This is a genomic window from Yoonia sp., assembly GCF_046498525.1.
GTDB lineage: Bacteria > Pseudomonadota > Alphaproteobacteria > Rhodobacterales > Rhodobacteraceae > Yoonia.
Genome location: NZ_JAWOAN010000263.1, coordinates 1 through 17,388 on the forward strand (window position 1 = coordinate 1; position 17,388 = coordinate 17,388).

Annotated in this window: 15 protein-coding genes, 1 tRNA gene and 2 pseudogenes; 2 read left to right on the top strand and 16 right to left on the bottom strand. The window is 57.6% G+C overall.

What is annotated here, in order from left to right; translation table 11 throughout:
- Positions 1–237: pseudogene (locus R6T97_RS15705) on the top strand (cysteine desulfurase); the annotation flags it as partial.
- A 25-nt stretch (positions 238–262) separates the two neighbouring features.
- Here the strand turns inward: R6T97_RS15705 and R6T97_RS15710 are convergent.
- Positions 263–352 (bottom strand) — tRNA-Ser (locus tag R6T97_RS15710).
- A 129-nt stretch (positions 353–481) separates the two neighbouring features.
- Between R6T97_RS15710 and R6T97_RS15715 the strand changes: the two genes are divergently transcribed.
- A complete protein-coding gene (locus tag R6T97_RS15715; RefSeq protein WP_410350227.1) occupies positions 482–1,627 on the top strand; it encodes an AI-2E family transporter in 1,146 nt (381 codons plus the stop codon).
- On the opposite strand, the gene R6T97_RS15720 is transcribed toward R6T97_RS15715, so the two are convergent.
- The 15 genes and pseudogenes from R6T97_RS15720 to R6T97_RS15790 form a co-directional block, all read right to left on the bottom strand.
- Positions 1,624–2,277, bottom strand: a complete 654-nt coding sequence (locus R6T97_RS15720) for a M35 family metallo-endopeptidase (protein WP_410350228.1) — start codon at positions 2,275–2,277, stop codon at positions 1,624–1,626. The two genes, R6T97_RS15715 and R6T97_RS15720, sit on opposite strands and share 4 nt — an antisense overlap.
- 4 nt (positions 2,278–2,281) lie before the next feature.
- The gene (locus R6T97_RS15725) at positions 2,282–2,998 is read right to left on the bottom strand and encodes an alanyl-tRNA editing protein (RefSeq protein ID WP_410350229.1); all 717 of its coding nucleotides are present in this window, start codon (positions 2,996–2,998) and stop codon (positions 2,282–2,284) included.
- Entirely contained in the window at positions 2,995–5,313 is a 2,319-nt protein-coding gene (locus R6T97_RS15730) for a mechanosensitive ion channel family protein (RefSeq protein WP_410350230.1), read from the bottom strand. Before R6T97_RS15730 ends, R6T97_RS15725 begins: the two co-directional genes overlap by 4 nt.
- Positions 5,310–6,338: a cysteine synthase A gene (locus R6T97_RS15735; protein ID WP_410350231.1), complete on the bottom strand. Its 1,029-nt coding sequence runs from the start codon at positions 6,336–6,338 to the stop codon at positions 5,310–5,312. The genes R6T97_RS15730 and R6T97_RS15735 overlap by 4 nt, the downstream gene beginning before the upstream one ends.
- A gap of 66 nt (positions 6,339–6,404) precedes the next feature.
- Positions 6,405–7,520 carry an NUDIX domain-containing protein gene (locus tag R6T97_RS15740; protein ID WP_410350232.1) on the bottom strand — a complete coding sequence of 372 codons (1,116 nt, stop codon included), beginning with the start codon at positions 7,518–7,520 and terminating at the stop codon, positions 6,405–6,407.
- A 2-nt stretch (positions 7,521–7,522) separates the two neighbouring features.
- On the bottom strand, positions 7,523–7,966 hold the full coding sequence (locus tag R6T97_RS15745; RefSeq protein ID WP_410350233.1) for a TrgA family protein: 444 nt from the start codon (positions 7,964–7,966) through the stop codon (positions 7,523–7,525).
- A gap of 37 nt (positions 7,967–8,003) precedes the next feature.
- Positions 8,004–9,212 carry a class I SAM-dependent methyltransferase gene (locus R6T97_RS15750; RefSeq protein ID WP_410350234.1) on the bottom strand — a complete coding sequence of 403 codons (1,209 nt, stop codon included), beginning with the start codon at positions 9,210–9,212 and terminating at the stop codon, positions 8,004–8,006.
- Positions 9,213–9,338: 126 nt separating this feature from the next.
- Positions 9,339–10,757 (bottom strand): cryptochrome/photolyase family protein, encoded by a 1,419-nt coding sequence (locus R6T97_RS15755; protein WP_410350235.1) that lies wholly within the window; start codon positions 10,755–10,757, stop codon positions 9,339–9,341.
- 30 nt (positions 10,758–10,787) lie between these two features.
- On the bottom strand, positions 10,788–12,005 hold the full coding sequence (locus R6T97_RS15760; protein WP_410350236.1) for an aminotransferase class V-fold PLP-dependent enzyme: 1,218 nt from the start codon (positions 12,003–12,005) through the stop codon (positions 10,788–10,790).
- A 69-nt stretch (positions 12,006–12,074) separates the two neighbouring features.
- Complete coding sequence (locus R6T97_RS15765) at positions 12,075–13,727, bottom strand: BCCT family transporter (RefSeq protein ID WP_410350237.1); 1,653 nt, start codon at positions 13,725–13,727, stop codon at positions 12,075–12,077.
- A gap of 32 nt (positions 13,728–13,759) precedes the next feature.
- Positions 13,760–14,182, bottom strand: coding sequence for a universal stress protein (locus tag R6T97_RS15770; RefSeq protein ID WP_410350238.1), 423 nt, complete (start codon positions 14,180–14,182; stop codon positions 13,760–13,762).
- Between the two features lie 271 nt (positions 14,183–14,453).
- Entirely contained in the window at positions 14,454–15,437 is a 984-nt protein-coding gene (gene acuI, locus R6T97_RS15775) for an acryloyl-CoA reductase (RefSeq protein ID WP_410350241.1), read from the bottom strand.
- Between the two features lie 87 nt (positions 15,438–15,524).
- Positions 15,525–15,974, bottom strand: a pseudogene (locus tag R6T97_RS15780) (glycine cleavage T C-terminal barrel domain-containing protein); the annotation flags it as partial.
- A gap of 118 nt (positions 15,975–16,092) precedes the next feature.
- A complete protein-coding gene (locus R6T97_RS15785; RefSeq protein WP_410350239.1) occupies positions 16,093–16,803 on the bottom strand; it encodes a DUF1326 domain-containing protein in 711 nt (236 codons plus the stop codon).
- Positions 16,804–16,818: 15 nt separating this feature from the next.
- On the bottom strand, positions 16,819–17,388 hold a 570-nt coding region (locus R6T97_RS15790; RefSeq protein WP_410350240.1), incomplete at its 5' end, for a DUF2182 domain-containing protein.

The window sequence follows — 17,388 nt, forward strand, 5'->3', positions numbered from 1 at the left end:
ACCGTGATCGGCAACTGCTCCATGTGCCATGCCCGCGAACCGGTCTGGGGCAACATGCAATGGGCACCCAATGGCGTCTACCTCGAAACCCCCGGTGATGTAGCACGCCACGCAAGCGAAATTTATCTGCAAGCAGGCGTCAGCCACGCGATGCCGCCGCCCAACGCCGTCCAGATGGACCCCGAGGCCCGCGCAAGATTGGTCGCCTGGGTGCGCGAAGCGCGCGGCAATAACTAAAAATAGGGATCAGTAAGAAGTGAGGTGGCGGACAGACAGGGATTCGAACCCTGGAGACGGTCTCCCGCCTACACACTTTCCAGGCGTGCGCCTTCGACCACTCGGCCACCTGTCCGTGAGGCGGGGTTTAGCCTCAAGTGGCGGGCCTTTGCAAGACCCTAGACATATGTTTGTGAGTCCCCTTTACGTCCGCCCCCAACGCGCCCTACAAATAGGTCTTTGACGCCAAGAGGCCCGACTGTCGATGCTGTACGATCCGCCGAAAACGGACAAAGCTGAAAGGCCAAGCCGGACGATGCGCCTGCAAACAGCGGCATTGCTGATCATTGCCTTTGCCGTGGTGTTGTTCCTGCTGGTACAAGCGCGGTTTGTGCTGATCTCGCTTGCCACGGCGATCATTCTGTTCAGTCTGACAAGCGACGTCATCAATTTTATCGCCCGCCAGCGGATCGGGCCGTTTCGCATACCCAACACATTGGCCAGCATTGCCGCCATGGTCCTGATAGCAGCGACCCTGCTGACGCTGACCTCGATCCTGTTGGCAGAAGTGAACACAGTGCTTGTCACAACGCTTTCTTACGCCGAACGCGCACCCTCCGCTGTGGCGTCACTCTTTGGCTGGCTTGGCGAGGACAGTGAGCAGGCTGTGTTCAACGCGCTACGGTCCTTTGATGTCTCCAGCTATCTGCGCGGGGCCGCCAGTCAGGCCAGCAGTGTGATGCAGGCCACCGTCCTGGTTATCCTTTTTGTCGGCTTTTTGTTTGCCGAACGGATCTGGTTTGAAACGAAACTCCTGAGCCTTGTCGGTGACAAGGCGCAGGCAGAGCGTGTGGGCAAGATCATCCAGTCCATCATCCACCGCGTCAACTATTACCTGCTGGTCAAGACAGTCATCAGCGCCATCACGGGCGCGATGGTGTTTGTGCTGGCACAAGCCTTCGGACTGGGGCTGGCGACATCCCTTGGCATCATCACTTTCGTGCTGAACTTCATCCCGAATATCGGATCGATTGTGGCAACCGCCTTGATCACGCTGGTCGCCCATGTCGAAATCGGGGATGCATCGACCACACTGGCGGTCTTTGCCATCGCGGGTGTCATCCAGTTCGTGAACGGCAGTATCATCGATCCGATGATGATGGGCCGCGCGTTGCGCCTATCATCCTTCGGGATCATCCTGTCACTGGCCTTTTGGGGCGCTGTCTGGGGTATCCCCGGAATGTTCCTCTCCGTCCCGATCATGGTGATGTTCTTGGTGGTGTGCAGCCACGTGCCGGGCCTGCGGAACTTTGCCGTGCTCTTGTCCCGCGAGGGGTTACCGGAATCCGAAAAGATGCTTGATCTTCCTGCTGAGCGTGATCTCTTCAGTCAGGACGCCAAACGCGACTAGCGGTTCGGACGGGGTGCAGGTGGCGGCTTGTCTGCCAAGGGCTGGCGCGCATAATAGGTCACATCTTCAGTGAAATACTGATAGCTGTCAGCGTTATCAATCGCACGCCGCGGATAATCGCGCGCCATGCGGGAACATTCTGTTCGGGAATAGCAATGATCCTCGGTCGCGGCCACATCCAAGAAATGCGAGATTTCGTGCACGATAGTGCCTTCGCGTGTCCCGTTGTCCGACCGCCGGTCACCAGGGCGGAGTGCCGTCAGCGGCGGCAGGTTGAAAAAGGCAGGACACAGGTGCATCAAATACGGCTCATCCGCAAAGACCCACGCAAATTCGCCCGCATTGCATCCGTCGGCACCGGCAGGATGGCATTGCGCAGTTACGGCCCCGCCGCGCAATGCGGTGATCACAGCCTTGAGACTGGCCCTGACACGTTCGGCATTGGCTTGGGAATAGTCGCCAAACCAGCGCTGATAGTCCGTCGTATCCCCGACGGCGACCGAAGCCTTCAGCGTCAGGTTCTTGGCGGTGCCAAATGCGTCATAGATAATCTTGGCGTTTTCGGCAGTGCAGCCAGCATAACGCCCGTCTGCCGCAGCAGGCAGACCAAAGCAGGTCAGCCCCGTCAGAAGGACCGCAATCCGCCACACTGCCCTACTCAAGATGCAGGTAGACGCGCCGGTTCTGGCGGCCTTTCTTTTCGATCTTGCCGATGCGCACGCGTCCGATCTCTTGGGTATTGGCGACATGGGTGCCGCCGCAAGGTTGCAAATCTGCCGTTTCGTCGCCCACCCCGATGCGCACAAGGCGTATCTGGCCGCTCCCCCGCGGCGGCTGCACCGACATCGTCTTGACCAGATCAGCCTGGGCATCGAGTTCCGCATCGGTAATCCACTCTTCGGTCACGTCCATATTGCACGCGATCAACCGGTTGAGGTCTTCTTCCAGCGCGGCCTTATCCTCGGGGGATTCCGGCATATCAAAATCCAGACGCCCTTTCTCTGCCCCGATAGAACCGCCGGAAACGGGCAGAGGGATCACGACGGACAGCAGATGCAAGGCGGTATGCACGCGCATATGGCGGTAGCGACGCTCCCAATTGAGCACCTGCGTCACCTCCTGGCCTACTGTAGGCAGACCTGCCGGTTCAGCCGGTACCAACACGATGACGCCGTCCTCGCCTTTCACGGCAGTCGCAATTTCGATCTCGCCCCCTTTCCAGCGCAGCGTTCCGCTATCGCCGGGCTGTCCGCCGGAGGTCGGATAAAAGACCGAACCATCCAATACGATTCCGCCTTCCGAGGTGATCTGGGTCACTTTTGCCAGGGCTTCGCGGGCATAAGCATCTTTTCGGAACAGCAATTCAGTCATGTCGGGGTCACATCCTTGAGTACTTCGGGGTTACGCAACCAAATATCACGCTGGGCGAATGGAATCTCAATGCCTGCGGCGGCAAATTCTCTGGCGATGGCATGGTTCATCTCGGATTTTGTGACCAGCACATAGTTCACATCACGCAGGATCGCCCGGATTTCGAAATCCAGCGAATCCGCGCCGAACCCCTGAAACAACACCGCAGGTGGCGGGGTCATGATAACAAGCGGATGCGCCTCTGCGATACCACGCAAAATCTCGGTGACCTTATCAACATCAGACCCATATGCCACGCCAACCGGCACGATCACGCGACCCACCAGATTGCCACGGGTCCAGTTCGTGACTTGCCCGCTGACCAGATCGGCATTGGGAATAATCACATCCGTCCGGTCAAACGTCTCAATCCGGGTAGAGCGGACCGAAATCGCGCGCACATAGCCCATTTGACCGCCGACCTCGATCCAGTCTCCTTCACTGACAGGACGTTCAATCAGCAGGATGATCCCTGACACGAAATTCGAGACGATGTTCTGCAAGCCAAAACCGATACCAACCGACAGCGCACCGGCAACGATGGCAAGGTTGGACAGATCAATGCCCGCGCTGGTGATCGCGATAATCGCCGCAAGAATGATACCCACGTACCCTAACCCTGCGACAATCGCGTTCTGTCCACCAAGATCCAGACGGGTGCGTGGCAAAACCGATTTGCGCAGCAAGCCCTGAATGAACCGCGTCAGCAGATACCCCACGGCAAACACGACCACGAACATCAGGATATCCGTGGGCGAAACCCGTGTTTCACCCAAGGCGACGCCTTCACTGAAACGGGTCCAAAGTTCGATAAGGTCGGACACACGTGCGCCCCAGATCAAGGCAAAGACCGGCAGACTGACCAGAAAAAGGACAAAGCCCACAAATACCGGGATCAGGGCAAATGCACCTCGAAAATCATCTTCCTTTTCGGGCGGTCCCGTGACGTCATGCACGATCTGTTGCAGCAAGAACAGCACGCCAATCAATGCGACTGACAAGATCGACGGCCCCAAAAGGGCCATGGCCGCCGCCGTATACCCAAATACTGCAATCGAGGGCGAAACGATGGCGACAACTGTCGCTACACGGCCGATGTATCCACGCAGGCGTCCGGTCGAAACTTCACCATGCTGCGATCCGGCAGGCTTGGTCGCGATCACGCGCCCCAGACGCCAGAATAGTAAACCAAGCACTAAAAGGAACGGCCACTCGAATGCGGCCAGTGCCCCGTCAGACATTTCCATCGTCCGCAAGCCCGCCCCGAACAGGGCGCCCACGGCCATCACCCAAGTGATGCTGCTGCTCAGGAAACGCCCTGCAGCACGTGTCGGCTCTGGATAACCAAGGTACCCGCCTTTTTCCCCGATTGGAAAAACAAGGCGCGACAGCCACCAACCGATGATCACGAACGCACCCGCCATCGGGATCGCCGCAACGACATCAGCACTCCGCAATCCGAAGATATCAAGCGACTGCAACGCCTCTGTCAGGACAAACAGCCCGATCAGAGGCACGATCAGTTGAACAATCGAAAAGAAGAACAGAATGAGCGGCTTCCAACGGACCGCACTTTCTGCATAATGGGTCCGCCAACGTGTCACCAGACGCCGCCCCGCACCCAGAAGTGCGATACCGAACACAAACAACACCAGTGCACGCGGCAACGCATCGGCCAACTGGCCTGATTGCGATTTGGTGGAAATTCCCGCACTGATTTCAACGCCGATCACTTCCATCAATTGCCACACCGCCTGCACCGCACCTGCGATGTGGGACGGGCTAAATGGCGAAGGCCCACGATCCGTAAGTTCGCTGGTCTGTTGCTGCAACGACTGGATATCGAATTCACTGATCAGACCGCTTGCGCGGGCATGCGCCTCTTGAGCCAGCAAACGCGGGGCCATCAATGCCTGGCGTTGCGCGATCAGTTCAGCACGTCGTGTCGCGACACTTGCGGCTTCTTCACCGTTTTCGGGGACTGGGCCCAAGGCTGCGATCTGTGCGTCGACAGTGGCCAGACGACCCGCATTGACATTCGTCAGTTGCAGGAATTCGTCACGAAATGTAACAAGTTCGGCCCGCAAACGGCTGATTGCAAACAGTGATACGTCTTTTCGACCTGCCAGTTCCTCTGCCCGCCGCGCGATACGCTCGAACTCTTCCATCGCGGTCAAAGCCGTCGGCGGCGCGACCTCATCCTGGGCCAATGCCGCAGGAGGAGAGGCAAGCGTCAGCAGACCCAGCAGCAGGAATGCTGTGAGAACGCGGATCATGCGTCCTCGAAGACCGTCGGAACATTCACCTCGGCGTCCATCCAATCGGGTGTCGGCAGACCTTTTTCGCGCAAGAACGCCGGATTGAATATCTTGGACTGATACCGCGTGCCATAGTCACACAGGATCGTCACAATCGTATGCCCCGGCCCCATGTCCCGGGCCAATCGGATGGCACCGGCAATGTTGATCCCCGTGGACCCCCCCATGCACCATCCTTCATGCTGGAGCAGATCAAAGACAATCGGCAAGGCCTCTTTATCGGGAATTTTATAGGCAAAATCAGGCGTAAACCCTTCAAGGTTGGCAGTAATGCGCCCCTGCCCGATCCCTTCTGTGATGGAATTGCCGGACGGTGGTGTTTCACCCGTATAAAGCTTGTAGAGGCCCGACCCGTCCGGATCGGACAGGCCGACTTTCACGCCTTTCGGCTGCAAGACCTCGCCGACGCCGGCAAGCGTTCCCCCTGAACCACAAGCGCAGGTGAAGCCATCCACCTTACCGTCGGTCTGTTCCCAGATCTCCGGTCCGGTCGTTTCGATATGCGCCTGACGATTGGCGGTATTGTCGAACTGGTTGGCCCAAATCGCACCGTTAGGTTCGATTTCATTCAGGGCAGCGGCCAAACGACCTGAGTATTTCACGTAATTGTTGGGATTGGCGTAGGGCACAGCCGGCACCTCGACCAATTGCGCGCCTGCGACGCGGATCATGTCTTTCTTTTCCTGACTTTGGGTCTCAGGGATCACGATCACAGTTTTAAAGCCCATCGACGCCCCGACCAGCGCCAGACCGATGCCGGTGTTGCCGGCCGTACCTTCGACAATCGTGCCGCCGGGTTTGAGATCACCGCGCGCAATCGCATCCTTGATCATGAAAAGGGCGGCACGGTCCTTGACCGACTGACCGGGGTTCAGAAATTCGGCCTTGCCCAGAATGGTACAGCCCGTAGCCTCGGATGCGGCCCGCAATTTGATCAGGGGCGTGTTACCAACGGCATCGGCAAAATCGGTCTTAATGGTCATGTCGCAGCCCTTTCATTCATTTGCCTTGTGTGTAGGACCGCAACGGTCCAACATCAAGCGGACAACTCAGACCAAGCTGCGTAGGCGGTCTTTGTGACGCAAGAGCCAGTAGAGAAGGTAAAGCGCCGGACCTGTGGCGATTTCACCGCTGTCGGCAAGTGACATGGCATCGTCAAACGACATCGGGTGCAGGCGCAGGTCCTCTGAATCATCGGCCAGACCACCCAGATAGGTATCCGTTTGCGGCAGATCGCACAGGCCCACAAAGCTGTAGAAATAGTCCGTGCTCGACCCCGGCGAGACATAGAATGATCCAGCAGGTTCCAGATGTTCGATGTGCACGTCGGCCTCTTCACGGCATTCCCGCAAAGCCGCGGCCTCGGGGGTTTCGCGAGGGTCCACGATCCCTGCAACAGGTTCGAGCATCCACGGGTTCGGATCGTAGCGCAGGCGCGGCCCAAGTCGCGCCTGTTCGACCAGTAGCACACGATCACGCGCGGGATCATATGGCAGTACGATTGCAGCATCTGTCCCGCAAAACCCTTCACGCACAAGCCTGCCTGACTGCGTGCCATCAAACCGCCGATGTGCCACGTCCACGCTTTGGAACCGGTAAAATCGCCCTTGCGGCGGACGGGCTTCAAGTATCCGAAAGTCGTCCGGGCCTGCAGCGTAACGCCGGGTCGCAGGCGCAGCTTTCGCGCGATGTTTCGACCATGCCCGCACCTCGATCATCGGCCACATGGCACGCAAAGTCGTCGAAGACGGCAGGGGATCATGTGAAAAAAGCTCTTGGGCCGCAAGAATGGCCGGCGCAAGATGATCGGCCTTCCATGCATCCAGCGACCATGTACCAATCCCAGTGGGCTGGTCGTGTGGCGGCAAATAACATTTTGCAGGGCGCGTTCCTGCGGCTGTCTGGACCGCGACATCGGCAAGCCGATACCCAAAGGCCCCTTCGTAAAGATCAAGCCGGTCCATCTCGGCGGCCTGCAATCCTTCATAAACAACCCCTTCAGAAACGGCCCCGTCTTGCGGCGCAATGAAAGGCACCACGTCGTCCAGCACCGGAAACACCCCAAAGCCGTGCAACTGTGCCGGAATGCCTGTGCAGCTTTTGCAGCCGGAAACTGCTGACATCAACTGCGGCGACTGCAAGGTCCCGTAAACGAAGATATCCATTTCTAAGGGAAACGCCGACCGAAGAATTCCGTGCCCCACGCACAGACCACACCACCGATCAGCAGCGTCGCAATCAAGGGTGGTTCGGCAAACATCCTGCCGAATGTGACCATCTGTTCAAAGACGTCAATCACAGCTTCCATTGTCCCGTCCTGATAGCGATTGGCCAACGCATTGCTGATCATCTTGTTGAAGGCCACAGCAAAGATGGAACAAAAAGCTATTGCAGCCGCAGAGGTCAGACCAATACCGATTGCAGGATTATATCCGCGCCCTGCCCGGCTGCCACAGACACGCCAACCGACAACCAGAGAAATAAAGCTGACCACAGGGAGCCAGTAAGTCGGTGCGTTCGACTCCGGGAAAAACGGAATCGTAAGCCCGGCCAGGTACCAACCGAACAAACCAAAAATAACTGCACCAGCAAGACGTCCGGCTGTGGGCATGTCACTGCGTCCTTATGTTGACGCGCACGGCCCTGCGTTAACCCGGCCGTGTCACGGTAATCTGCGTTACATCGCAGTTTCGGCTATCAAAAGTCGCGGCACAAGAGGTCAGATAAAAATCCCACATCCGCTTGAATCTGTCATCAAAGCCCAAGGCTGCAACCTGATCCCACTTTTCGTTGAAGGTGTCGTGCCAGCGGCGCAGCGTCAGCCCATAGCTTTTGCCAAACTCGATCGAGCCGTGAACATTTAATCCTGCCTTTTCAACCTCTTGCCGCAAAACTGTCGGGCTGGGCAGCATACCACCGGGGAAGACGTACTTTTGGATAAAGTCCACGCCCTTGCGGTAGGATTCCCATCGTTCGTCTTTCACGGTGATGATTTGAAGTGTTGCGTTCTTGCCCGGTTTGAGGCGTTCGCGGACTGTTTCAAAGTACGTGGGCCAATATTGTTCGCCGACCGCCTCGAACATCTCGATGCTGGCAATGCCGTCGTAGACGCCCTTTTCATCGCGGTAATCCTGCATCTTGATCTGGACCATATCTGACAGGCCAGCCTTGGCCATGCGCGCTACCGCATAGTCGTGCTGTTCCTGACTGATCGTCAGCCCGGTCACCCTGATCCCGCGTTCCTTGGCGGCATATTCCGCGAAACCGCCCCATCCACAGCCGATCTCAAGCACATGATCGCCTGCCTTGGCACCCATCTGGTCGACCATGCTGGCGTATTTGGCGGTTTGTGCCGCTTCGGTGCTTTCCTGTCCGGTCTCAAAAATGGCCGATGAATAGGTCATCGTGTCGTCAAGCCAGAGACTGTAGAAATCATTTCCCAAATCGTAGTGGTAGCTGATGTTCTTGCGTGCCTGTGTCTTGGAGTTCCGCTGCATCCAGAACCGGAGCCTTTCATACAACCGGATGAGTTTTTGTGCTGGGAAGCCATCGTAGATGTGATCCGCCTCATCATGCATGAAATCCATCACGGCCATCAAGTCTGGTGTGGTCCACCAGCCATCAAGATAGGCTTCCGAAAAGCCCATATCGCCTTCGCGAACGGTCCGCGCAAATAGATCGGCATTATGGACGTGTACTTCGGCCACATAGCCCGGCTGGGGCCCTTCGGCGCGGAAATGCCGGCCATCCGGCAAAACGATATCAACCCGGCCCTTTTGCAGGTCTTTGACCTGATCAAACACCCGGGAGAAATAACGCGGCAGCCCGGTTTGGCCGTCAGTAATGGTCAAGATCATTGATATTCCTGTCGTATTGTCATCGCATATGGCCGCTTGTCGCCACCAGTTGGAAGAGCAAATTAACCTTTGAGACGGCGAAGTCACGGAAAACATGCCAAAATAGTTTCATTGACCTTACGGAAATCAGAAACCACGGCTCTGATATGCGTCCAACGCACGCTTGCGCCCCTCGTCGACGGGGACAACCGGATCAGGATAACGATCTTGCGCTGTCATACCCCAACTTGATGGTATCATATCAAAATATGACAACGCGGTTGCGCTGGGGGTATTTGTACCCTCGGCGATCCATTTCTTGACGTAGGTTCGGTCCTTGTCGAACTTGTCGAGTTGGGTCACAGGATTAAACACCCGAAAATACGGCGTCGCATCCGGCCCCGACCCGGCTGACCACTGCCACCCCATGGCGTTGCTGCACGGGTCCCAATCAATCAGACAATCGGCAAACCAGTCCAAACCGATCTTCCAGTGACACAGCATATGTTTGGTCAGGTAAGAAGCCACGATCATGCGGCCCCTATTGTGCATTGTGCCGGTGACATACATTTCGCGCATGGCCGCATCGACGAACCGGATGCCGGTACGCCCTTGCTTCCACGCTTTGACTTCGGCCAGCCGTTCATCGGTGTTCCAAGGAAAAGCATCCCAGTCCTGTTTCCAATTGTCGCTGACAATACGCGGTGTGTGAAATGCAAGATGATAAGCGAACTCGCGCCAGACCAGTTCCTTGAGAAAAACCTCGGCATCGCTCTTGCCGTCATGCAACGCCCGCCAACCCGCATGCCAGCATTTCCGCGGGCTGATTTCGCCGTAGGTCAGATTTTCTGACAGGTGTGAAGTACCATCGACACCCGGCAAATCGCGGTTCCTGACGTAGTTCGAAACACGGTCGGCAATAAAGCTGCTCAACCGGTCGTGGGCAGCAGCCTCGCCGACTGTACAATGGTTTTTGAGGATATCAGCGCCGCGGCGCATCGCGGCATCCATTTGCCAGTCCGCGATGTCATCTGACGCAGGCCACGTGTCAGGTGCAGGAATATCACCCGGCGATGGCAAGGTGTCAGGCACTTCGTTGCTACGCACGGACTTCCACATCGGCGTGTATACCTTATAGAAGCCGCCGGTTTTGGTTTCGACTGTCCAAGGTTCGAACAGGACATGCCCCTTGTAGCTGTCAGCGGTCACGCCATCATCCTTGAGCGCCGCCTTCACCGCCGTATCACGCGCCCGGTTTTGCGGATCATAAAGCCGCGACCAATAAACCGCCCCTGCCCCTGTCTCCTTGATCAGATCACGCAGCACAACCAGTGCATCCCCGCGTCGCAGGATCAGGCGACTGCCTTTCGTTTCCAGCGACTTGCGCAAGTCTTCGACAGACATCCCCAAACGCATTTTGGGGGCAGCGCCCATGCTTTCGGTCAGTTCATCATGGATAAAGACCGGAATGACGGGACGGCCTGCAGCGCATGCCGCCGTCAGCGCCTCGTGATCACCAAGGCGCAGATCACGCCGGAACCACATCAAAATCGGGGATTTTCGCATCAGACCTCCGCGCAGGGCTGATTAGCCTGCCTACAAGACCTGATCTAGTGCCACCATCAGCGCGTCAACCTCCGCTGCAGTCGTGTAGTGGACAAAACTGACGCGCAACACGCCCTTGGCAGGGTCCACACCAACCGCCGACAGAGGGCGCTGCGCATAGAAATCACCACCACCGGCCATGATCCCGTGTAGGGCCAGCTTTGCCGCTGCTTCCCCGGGATCACTGTCCAGTGCCAAGGCGACCGTGGGTGCACGGCGTTGCGCATCCGCAGGACCGACAAGCCGGACCGAGTTCTTGGCCTGCACATAATCCAGTAACGGCTGCAAAAGCGCGACTTCGTGTTCGCGCATCAGGTCGTGGGACTTGCGCGCCGCTTCTGCCCCTGTGCCGCCACCGTGATGCAACGACAGCGCGTCAAAATAATCCGCCATGCCCGCACTGGCCGCGACCTGCGCATGGTCTGGACCTGCTGGGGTAAACCGCTTGTAAAGCCTGTCACCGTTGAAGTGGTGACCCTGATTGGGCAACGCCATGCCCCATTCTTCGCGGATGACCATGATCCCCTGATGCGGGCCATAGGTCTTGTAGGCGCTGAACAGATACACATCGCAGCCAAGCGCGTTCACATCAGGAAAACCGTGCGGCGCGTAAGAAACGCCATCGACGCACGTGCGTGCGCCTGCCGCCTTTGCCAGTTTACAAATGCCTGCCACATCGTTGATCGCACCGATGACGTTCGAACACTGCGGAAAGCAGACCAGCGCCACGTCCTGCTCAAGAAGTGTGGCAAGGTCGTCGGGACGCAATTCTCCGGTCTCGGGATCAATCTGCCACTCGAGGATCGGCACCCCCTCCTCTGCCAGTCGTCGCCAGGGTCCGCTGTTGGCCTCGTGGTCCTGATTGGTGACCACGATGCTTTGCCCGGGTTTGATCCATTGGCGTACCGCTTGCGCCAGCACATAGGTATTCTGCGTCGTGGACGGACCGAATGAAAGTTCATGCGTCTTCACTCCCAGCATCTCTGCCAGACGCACGCGCGCCTCGTCCATTTCCGCACCCCCCAACCGAGAGGCCTCATAAGGCGCAAAAGGCTGGACCTTTCGCTCGGTATAGAAACGGTGCAGGCGGTCAATCACCTGACTGCAGGCATAAGACCCACCAGCGTTTTCGAAAAAAGCCTGCCCCTGCAAGGAAGGCTGGTCAAAGGCGGGGAATTGGGCGCGCACCCATGCGATATCTAATGTCATGGTGACATGGATACGAAAAAGGCCCCGATGCGCAAGCACCGGAGCCAATCATTTTGGTATTTAGCCCTGTCAGGCCTTCATTTCGCTTTGCAGTCCACGGAAGATCGCCCAGCACATCAAAAGCAGGACGATGGTAAACGGCAAGCCGGTCGAGATCACCATCGCCTGAAGCGACCCGAGGCCCCCTCCGATCAATAGCGCGATGGCTACCAGACCTTCGAAGGTACACCAGAATACACGCTGTGGCACCGGCGCATCGACCTTGCCGCCGGCTGTGATCGTATCGATCACGAGGCTGCCGGAGTCGGACGATGTCACGAAGAACACGATGACCAGCACAATTCCGACGGTCGAAGTGATCGAGGCCAGTGGCAGCCCTTCCAGCATCGCAAACAGCGACAATTCCGGCCTGTAGGCATCAATTACGTTGGCCTTCACAGCACTTACATCAGCATTCGCAATCATGTCGTTGATCGCGGTACCGCCGAATACGGACATCCAGAAAATGCAGACGACCGATGGGATGATCAGCACGCAGACCAAGAACTCCCGCACGGTACGGCCACGCGAAACACGCGCGATGAACATGCCGACAAAAGGTGACCAGCTGATCCACCATGCCCAGTAAAACGCAGTCCAGCCTTCGCGGTAGCCGTCATCTTCGCGACCAAAGGGGTTGGACAGCGGCACGACCTCTTTCGCGTAAGCCACGAGCGTTGTGCCGAAATCCGTCATAATACCGACGGCACCCGCAGTGAACACCACGAAGAGAAGAAGCAGTATCGCAAGCCCCATGTTGATTTCGGACAGAACCTTTACCCCGCCATCAAGGCCCCGGAGGACCGAGACCAGCGCGATGGCGGTGATACCGATAATCAGGATGACCTGAACCGTGACGCTGCTTGGAATGCCATAGACATACTCAAGCCCGGCGTTGGCCTGTTGCGCACCCAGACCAAGCGAAGTCGCAAGGCCAAAGAGCGTCGCAAACACCGCGACGATGTCGATCAGGTGCCCCCACCAGCCCCAGACACGTTCGCCCAAGATCGGGTAGAATGCCGAGCGGATCGAAAGCGGCAGACCCTTGTTATAGCTGAAAAGCGCAAGCGCAAGCGCGACAATCGCGTAAATCGCCCAAGGGTGCAGCGCCCAGTGGTAAGAGGTCGCGGCAAGCGCCATGCGTTTCGCCTCTGCCACATTGGCCGCGATCAGAGTGCCGTCCTCGGTGAACGGGCGTACCGCTCCCAAGGGTTCGTCACCCCACGGGGTCCCGAAATAATAGGCCGGTTCAAGAACGCCGAAGAACATCAGCCCGATGCCCATACCAGCGGCAAAGAGCATCGCGAACCAGCCGGCATATCCATAATCGGGCGTGGCGTCGGCCCCGCCCAAACGGACCGCACCGTAGGGCGACACGATGAGCAGCAGGCAGAAGATGACAAAAACATTCGCCGCCATCAGGAAGAACCCGTCAAAGGTCGAGGTCAGCGTCGGTCGCAGCCAGCCAAAGAAACTTGCCGCCTGATCCGGCGCCAACAGCGCGTAGACCACAAAGGCCACGACCGATAGTCCCGAGATCAGGAAAACCGGGTTGTGAATGTCGAGGCCAAAAGGCCCGAACTGCGCTTCGATATTATCCTGACCGATCTCGTAATCGGTTTCGATGATGTCCGAGGCCCCCTCCGGTAACGGTATCCCCGTATTCGTATTTTCATCGGCCATAGTTCTGGCCTCCTTTTATTTCAGTTTTATTTTTAGCCACCAGTGCGCACAAGACAGACCGACGCTTTGGTATGACTTGCCAACCGGCTGCCGTTCGAGGCCCAGATCAGATCACCGATATTGGGAACATGTGTTGCCATGACCACCAGATCGGCACCCACCTCGTCCACAGCCTTGACCAGATCATCATCGAGACTCGCCGTCGGATCATGTGAAATCACCATATGCGATGTGGCGGTCTGACCATGCTCTGCTGCTTCTTTCTGGGCAAATGCGTCGAGCTTTGCTTTATATTCCTTCGGCGTATGCGCCACCGACGATGGCGTCGGCGTTGTCGCGCTTACGTAACAGACCTGCGCATCGTATAGTTTTGCAAGGTCTGCCGCCATGCTTATCGCACCGGTCATGCGATCGGCATGCGCCAGATCGATCGGCACCATTATCTTTGAGAACATTCTTCCCTCCTGTCACAGCGGTTTTCCGGCACACGTCATTCTGCCCCGCATACCGCATTCGTTATTGATAATAATCAGGCAGACACCCAAAAATTCAATTCAGCTTAACAGGTCGAAAACCAACAGAACAACCGTTTGGCGCAAATTTCTTTTCCGTTTGCGACATCCACCAGAAAGGAACACCTTAGATGAAACCCTTATTTACATAAGAAAAACCGCCGGATTTTCACAATCCGACGGCCCATATTCTCTGTTTGCGACACCGGTGGAATCAGGCGTTTACGTCCACAACGACACGGCCTTTGACCCGACCTTTCAAGATATCGCGACCAAGTTCCGGCAAATCCTCCAACGTCGCGGGCTGGATCATTGCCTCCAGCTTGTCCATCGGCAGGTCCTTGGCAATCCGCGCCCACGCCCGCACGCGGTTGTCATAAGGCTGCATGACACTGTCGATCCCCAAAAGGTTCACACCGCGCAAAAGGAACGGGATGACCGATGCGGGCATCCCGGCCCCACCGGCCAGTCCTACTGCCGCGACGGACGCGCCATACTTCATCTGCCCCAGGATACGCGCCAGCATCTCGCCACCCACAGCATCCACGCAACCGCCCCATGTTTCCGCTTCCAGCGGGCGGCGGGTGATTTCATTGATCTCTTCGCGGGCCACGATCTGCGTGGCACCCAGCGATTTGAGATAATCCGCCGTTTCGGGGCGGCCTGTCACCGCAGCGACCTCATACCCCAGATTGGCAAGAATCGCCGTTGCGACCGAACCAACACCACCGGCGGCACCTGTCACAAGCACCGGCCCGTCCTTGATGCCGTGATCCTCCAGCGCCATCACCGCCAACATCGCCGTGAAACCAGCCGTGCCGACAGCCATCGCCTGCCGTGTCGTCAGGCCCTCTGGCAACGGGACCAGCCATTCCGCCTTGACGCGCGCTTTTTGGGTGTAGCCGCCCCAATAGGCTTCGCCGAAACGCCAACCGGTCAGGACAACCTTGTCGCCGACTTTGTAGCATTCTGTATCGGATGCCTCGACGGTGCCTGCCATATCGATACCAGGCACATGCGGGTAATTCCGCACCAGACCGCCACCGGGCCCGATGCACAGCCCGTCCTTGTAATTGACGGTTGAATACTCGACCGCGACGGTCACGTCCCCCTCGGGCAGTTGATCCAGCGACAGCTGCTGCACGGCTGCGCTTGTTTTGCCTTCTGCGTCTTTCTCAACCATCAAAGCCTTGAACATCGTCATTCCTCTCATTGGGGGCGAAAAGGCCCATTCCTTACAAATCCACACGAACCGCCGCCAAAAGTGCCAGCGGCGCGTTTGGACCTAGATCCAAAAGTTTTCGCGCACCGTGGCGGCGCGCGGCCCAGCGTGTGTGTGCACCTCAAGCGCGGTGCCTTCATCCCAGTGGGTCATGCGTACCATACCGATTGCGACATTGGTTTTATAGTCCGGAGATTTGGCCGCAGAGGTCACTTGGCCAATCCGCTTGCCTTTGACCATCAGCGGCCAGACCTGATCACAGACCGGAAGATTCCCATCGATCGCAATCGCGCGGATTTGCTGCGTCGGCCCTTCTTTGGCCACCCGCAACAGCGCATTCCAGAGCGCCATCCCGTTCTTGGTGCCATCAACGTAAATCTCGTATCCGCCCTGTTTGGAATAGCCCGACCGCGCCACAGCTATCCTGACACCCTGAAAATCGAACCAGCCGAAGCGGAAAAACCGGACGGCGCGCACCGCATCGCCAAAGACACGGGCCATCAGTTCTGCGGCCAGCAGGAAGGGGCGATAACAGCCATGCGCGATCACTCCGGCACAAAAACAAGGTCGACCGCGCCGACCGTTTGACAAGCATCAACATGCGCCGTTTTGCCACCGTGTCCCGGCGCCATCACGGTTTGGGACCCTGCCAGTCGATGGGGCAAATCTCGGCTGATTTGCCGCCAAAATCCCAGACGCGTCCATAATCGCCGACCTTTGACTTCGTGCCAGTCGCCGCGATGATATCGGGGCCCATCCAGTATTTGGAGTTACTGATCATCACCGGATGCTCCGCGTCCTTGCCCGCCAGCATCTCGATCTCGCCCTGTATCTTGCGGCCGATGTAAATCCCGCGTTTGGTGCCATCGCGGACGATTTCGACCTTTTCACGCTCGGCCCCGATGATCTCGGACACCAGCATCGTGAACAGACCTGTTGTTCCCCCTGCGGCCCCGCTGAAAATCTGTAATATCCCGTCATATGCCTTTTGCGTTGAACGTTCGTCCACATAGGCGGCAACACGCCAGTTGCCTTCGGCCATACGGCCAGGAATATCGACCAAAAGGCCCACGTTCAGCCCTGAGAGGTCCTCGCCCTCGAAATGTCCTTCATCAATGGCAATCGCCATCCACGCGTGACAATGGCCTTCGGTTGGGGGATGCGCCCCAAGGCTGACAACGCAGGGACAAAAGACGGTGCAAGAGCAGTTGAGGAAAAGTTCGCCCTTGATCGCCCATTCGGTCGGCTTCATCTTGCGGCGCAGGGGGTTGCTGTCCTTGCGCTGGTCGATCCGTTGCGAGATCGGCAACCGATCCGCGGGTGCGCGTTCCTTCTGAGCCATATCTCTTACCTTTCCTTATAAGACAGCCAAACCCAGACCGGCGGCAATCAACGCCACACCGGTCGGTTTGATCACGCGATGCCCGATGTCGGGCAGTTTTTCGAAGACCATGAGCAATGTCGCAAGCCCCATCCAGGCAAGGCTCATCACGCCGCCGACAAAACCAAGAGCCATGAAGCCCCAGCAACACGCCACACAAAATGCCCCAAGACCCAGCCCCATGCGCAAACCGCCAAAGAAACCGGTTTTCCAGTGGCCGAGGAAATAGGTCATGGGCGCATGGCATACGCCGTGGCACACCTCTTTGACGCGGGTGAACTGAAACGCCCCCACAATGATCAGCAGAACCGCAGACAGCCAGACCGGCGCGATCCCGAGCATATTAACCACCCCACCGAAAAGCAGGGCCAGTTGCACGGCGGTGATCATGGCGGCAAAACCGACCCAGACGATGAAATAGCCCAAAAGCAGGCCAACCCAGCCAGCCCGCGTTCCATCGGCGCTTACCATCAGTCTTTCATATGTTGTCAGCGTCGGAACCAGCGTGGGCAGCATCATCGCCGCCATCATCACCGCCCACATCGC

Bases quoted from the DNA above. Each gene is read 5' to 3' on its own strand.
- R6T97_RS15715 (WP_410350227.1), top strand. From the start codon at position 482: ATGCTGTACGATCCGCCGAAAACGGACAAAGCTGAAAGGCCAAGCCGG.
- R6T97_RS15725 (WP_410350229.1), bottom strand. From the start codon at position 2,998: ATGACTGAATTGCTGTTCCGAAAAGATGCTTATGCCCGCGAAGCCCTG.
- R6T97_RS15730 (WP_410350230.1), bottom strand. From the start codon at position 5,313: ATGATCCGCGTTCTCACAGCATTCCTGCTGCTGGGTCTGCTGACGCTT.
- R6T97_RS15735 (WP_410350231.1), bottom strand. From the start codon at position 6,338: ATGACCATTAAGACCGATTTTGCCGATGCCGTTGGTAACACGCCCCTG.
- R6T97_RS15740 (WP_410350232.1), bottom strand. From the start codon at position 7,520: ATGGATATCTTCGTTTACGGGACCTTGCAGTCGCCGCAGTTGATGTCA.
- R6T97_RS15745 (WP_410350233.1), bottom strand. From the start codon at position 7,966: ATGCCCACAGCCGGACGTCTTGCTGGTGCAGTTATTTTTGGTTTGTTC.
- R6T97_RS15750 (WP_410350234.1), bottom strand. From the start codon at position 9,212: ATGATCTTGACCATTACTGACGGCCAAACCGGGCTGCCGCGTTATTTC.
- R6T97_RS15755 (WP_410350235.1), bottom strand. From the start codon at position 10,757: ATGCGAAAATCCCCGATTTTGATGTGGTTCCGGCGTGATCTGCGCCTT.
- R6T97_RS15760 (WP_410350236.1), bottom strand. From the start codon at position 12,005: ATGACATTAGATATCGCATGGGTGCGCGCCCAATTCCCCGCCTTTGAC.
- R6T97_RS15765 (WP_410350237.1), bottom strand. From the start codon at position 13,727: ATGGCCGATGAAAATACGAATACGGGGATACCGTTACCGGAGGGGGCC.
- R6T97_RS15770 (WP_410350238.1), bottom strand. From the start codon at position 14,182: ATGTTCTCAAAGATAATGGTGCCGATCGATCTGGCGCATGCCGATCGC.
- acuI (WP_410350241.1), bottom strand. From the start codon at position 15,437: ATGTTCAAGGCTTTGATGGTTGAGAAAGACGCAGAAGGCAAAACAAGC.
- R6T97_RS15785 (WP_410350239.1), bottom strand. From the start codon at position 16,803: ATGGCTCAGAAGGAACGCGCACCCGCGGATCGGTTGCCGATCTCGCAA.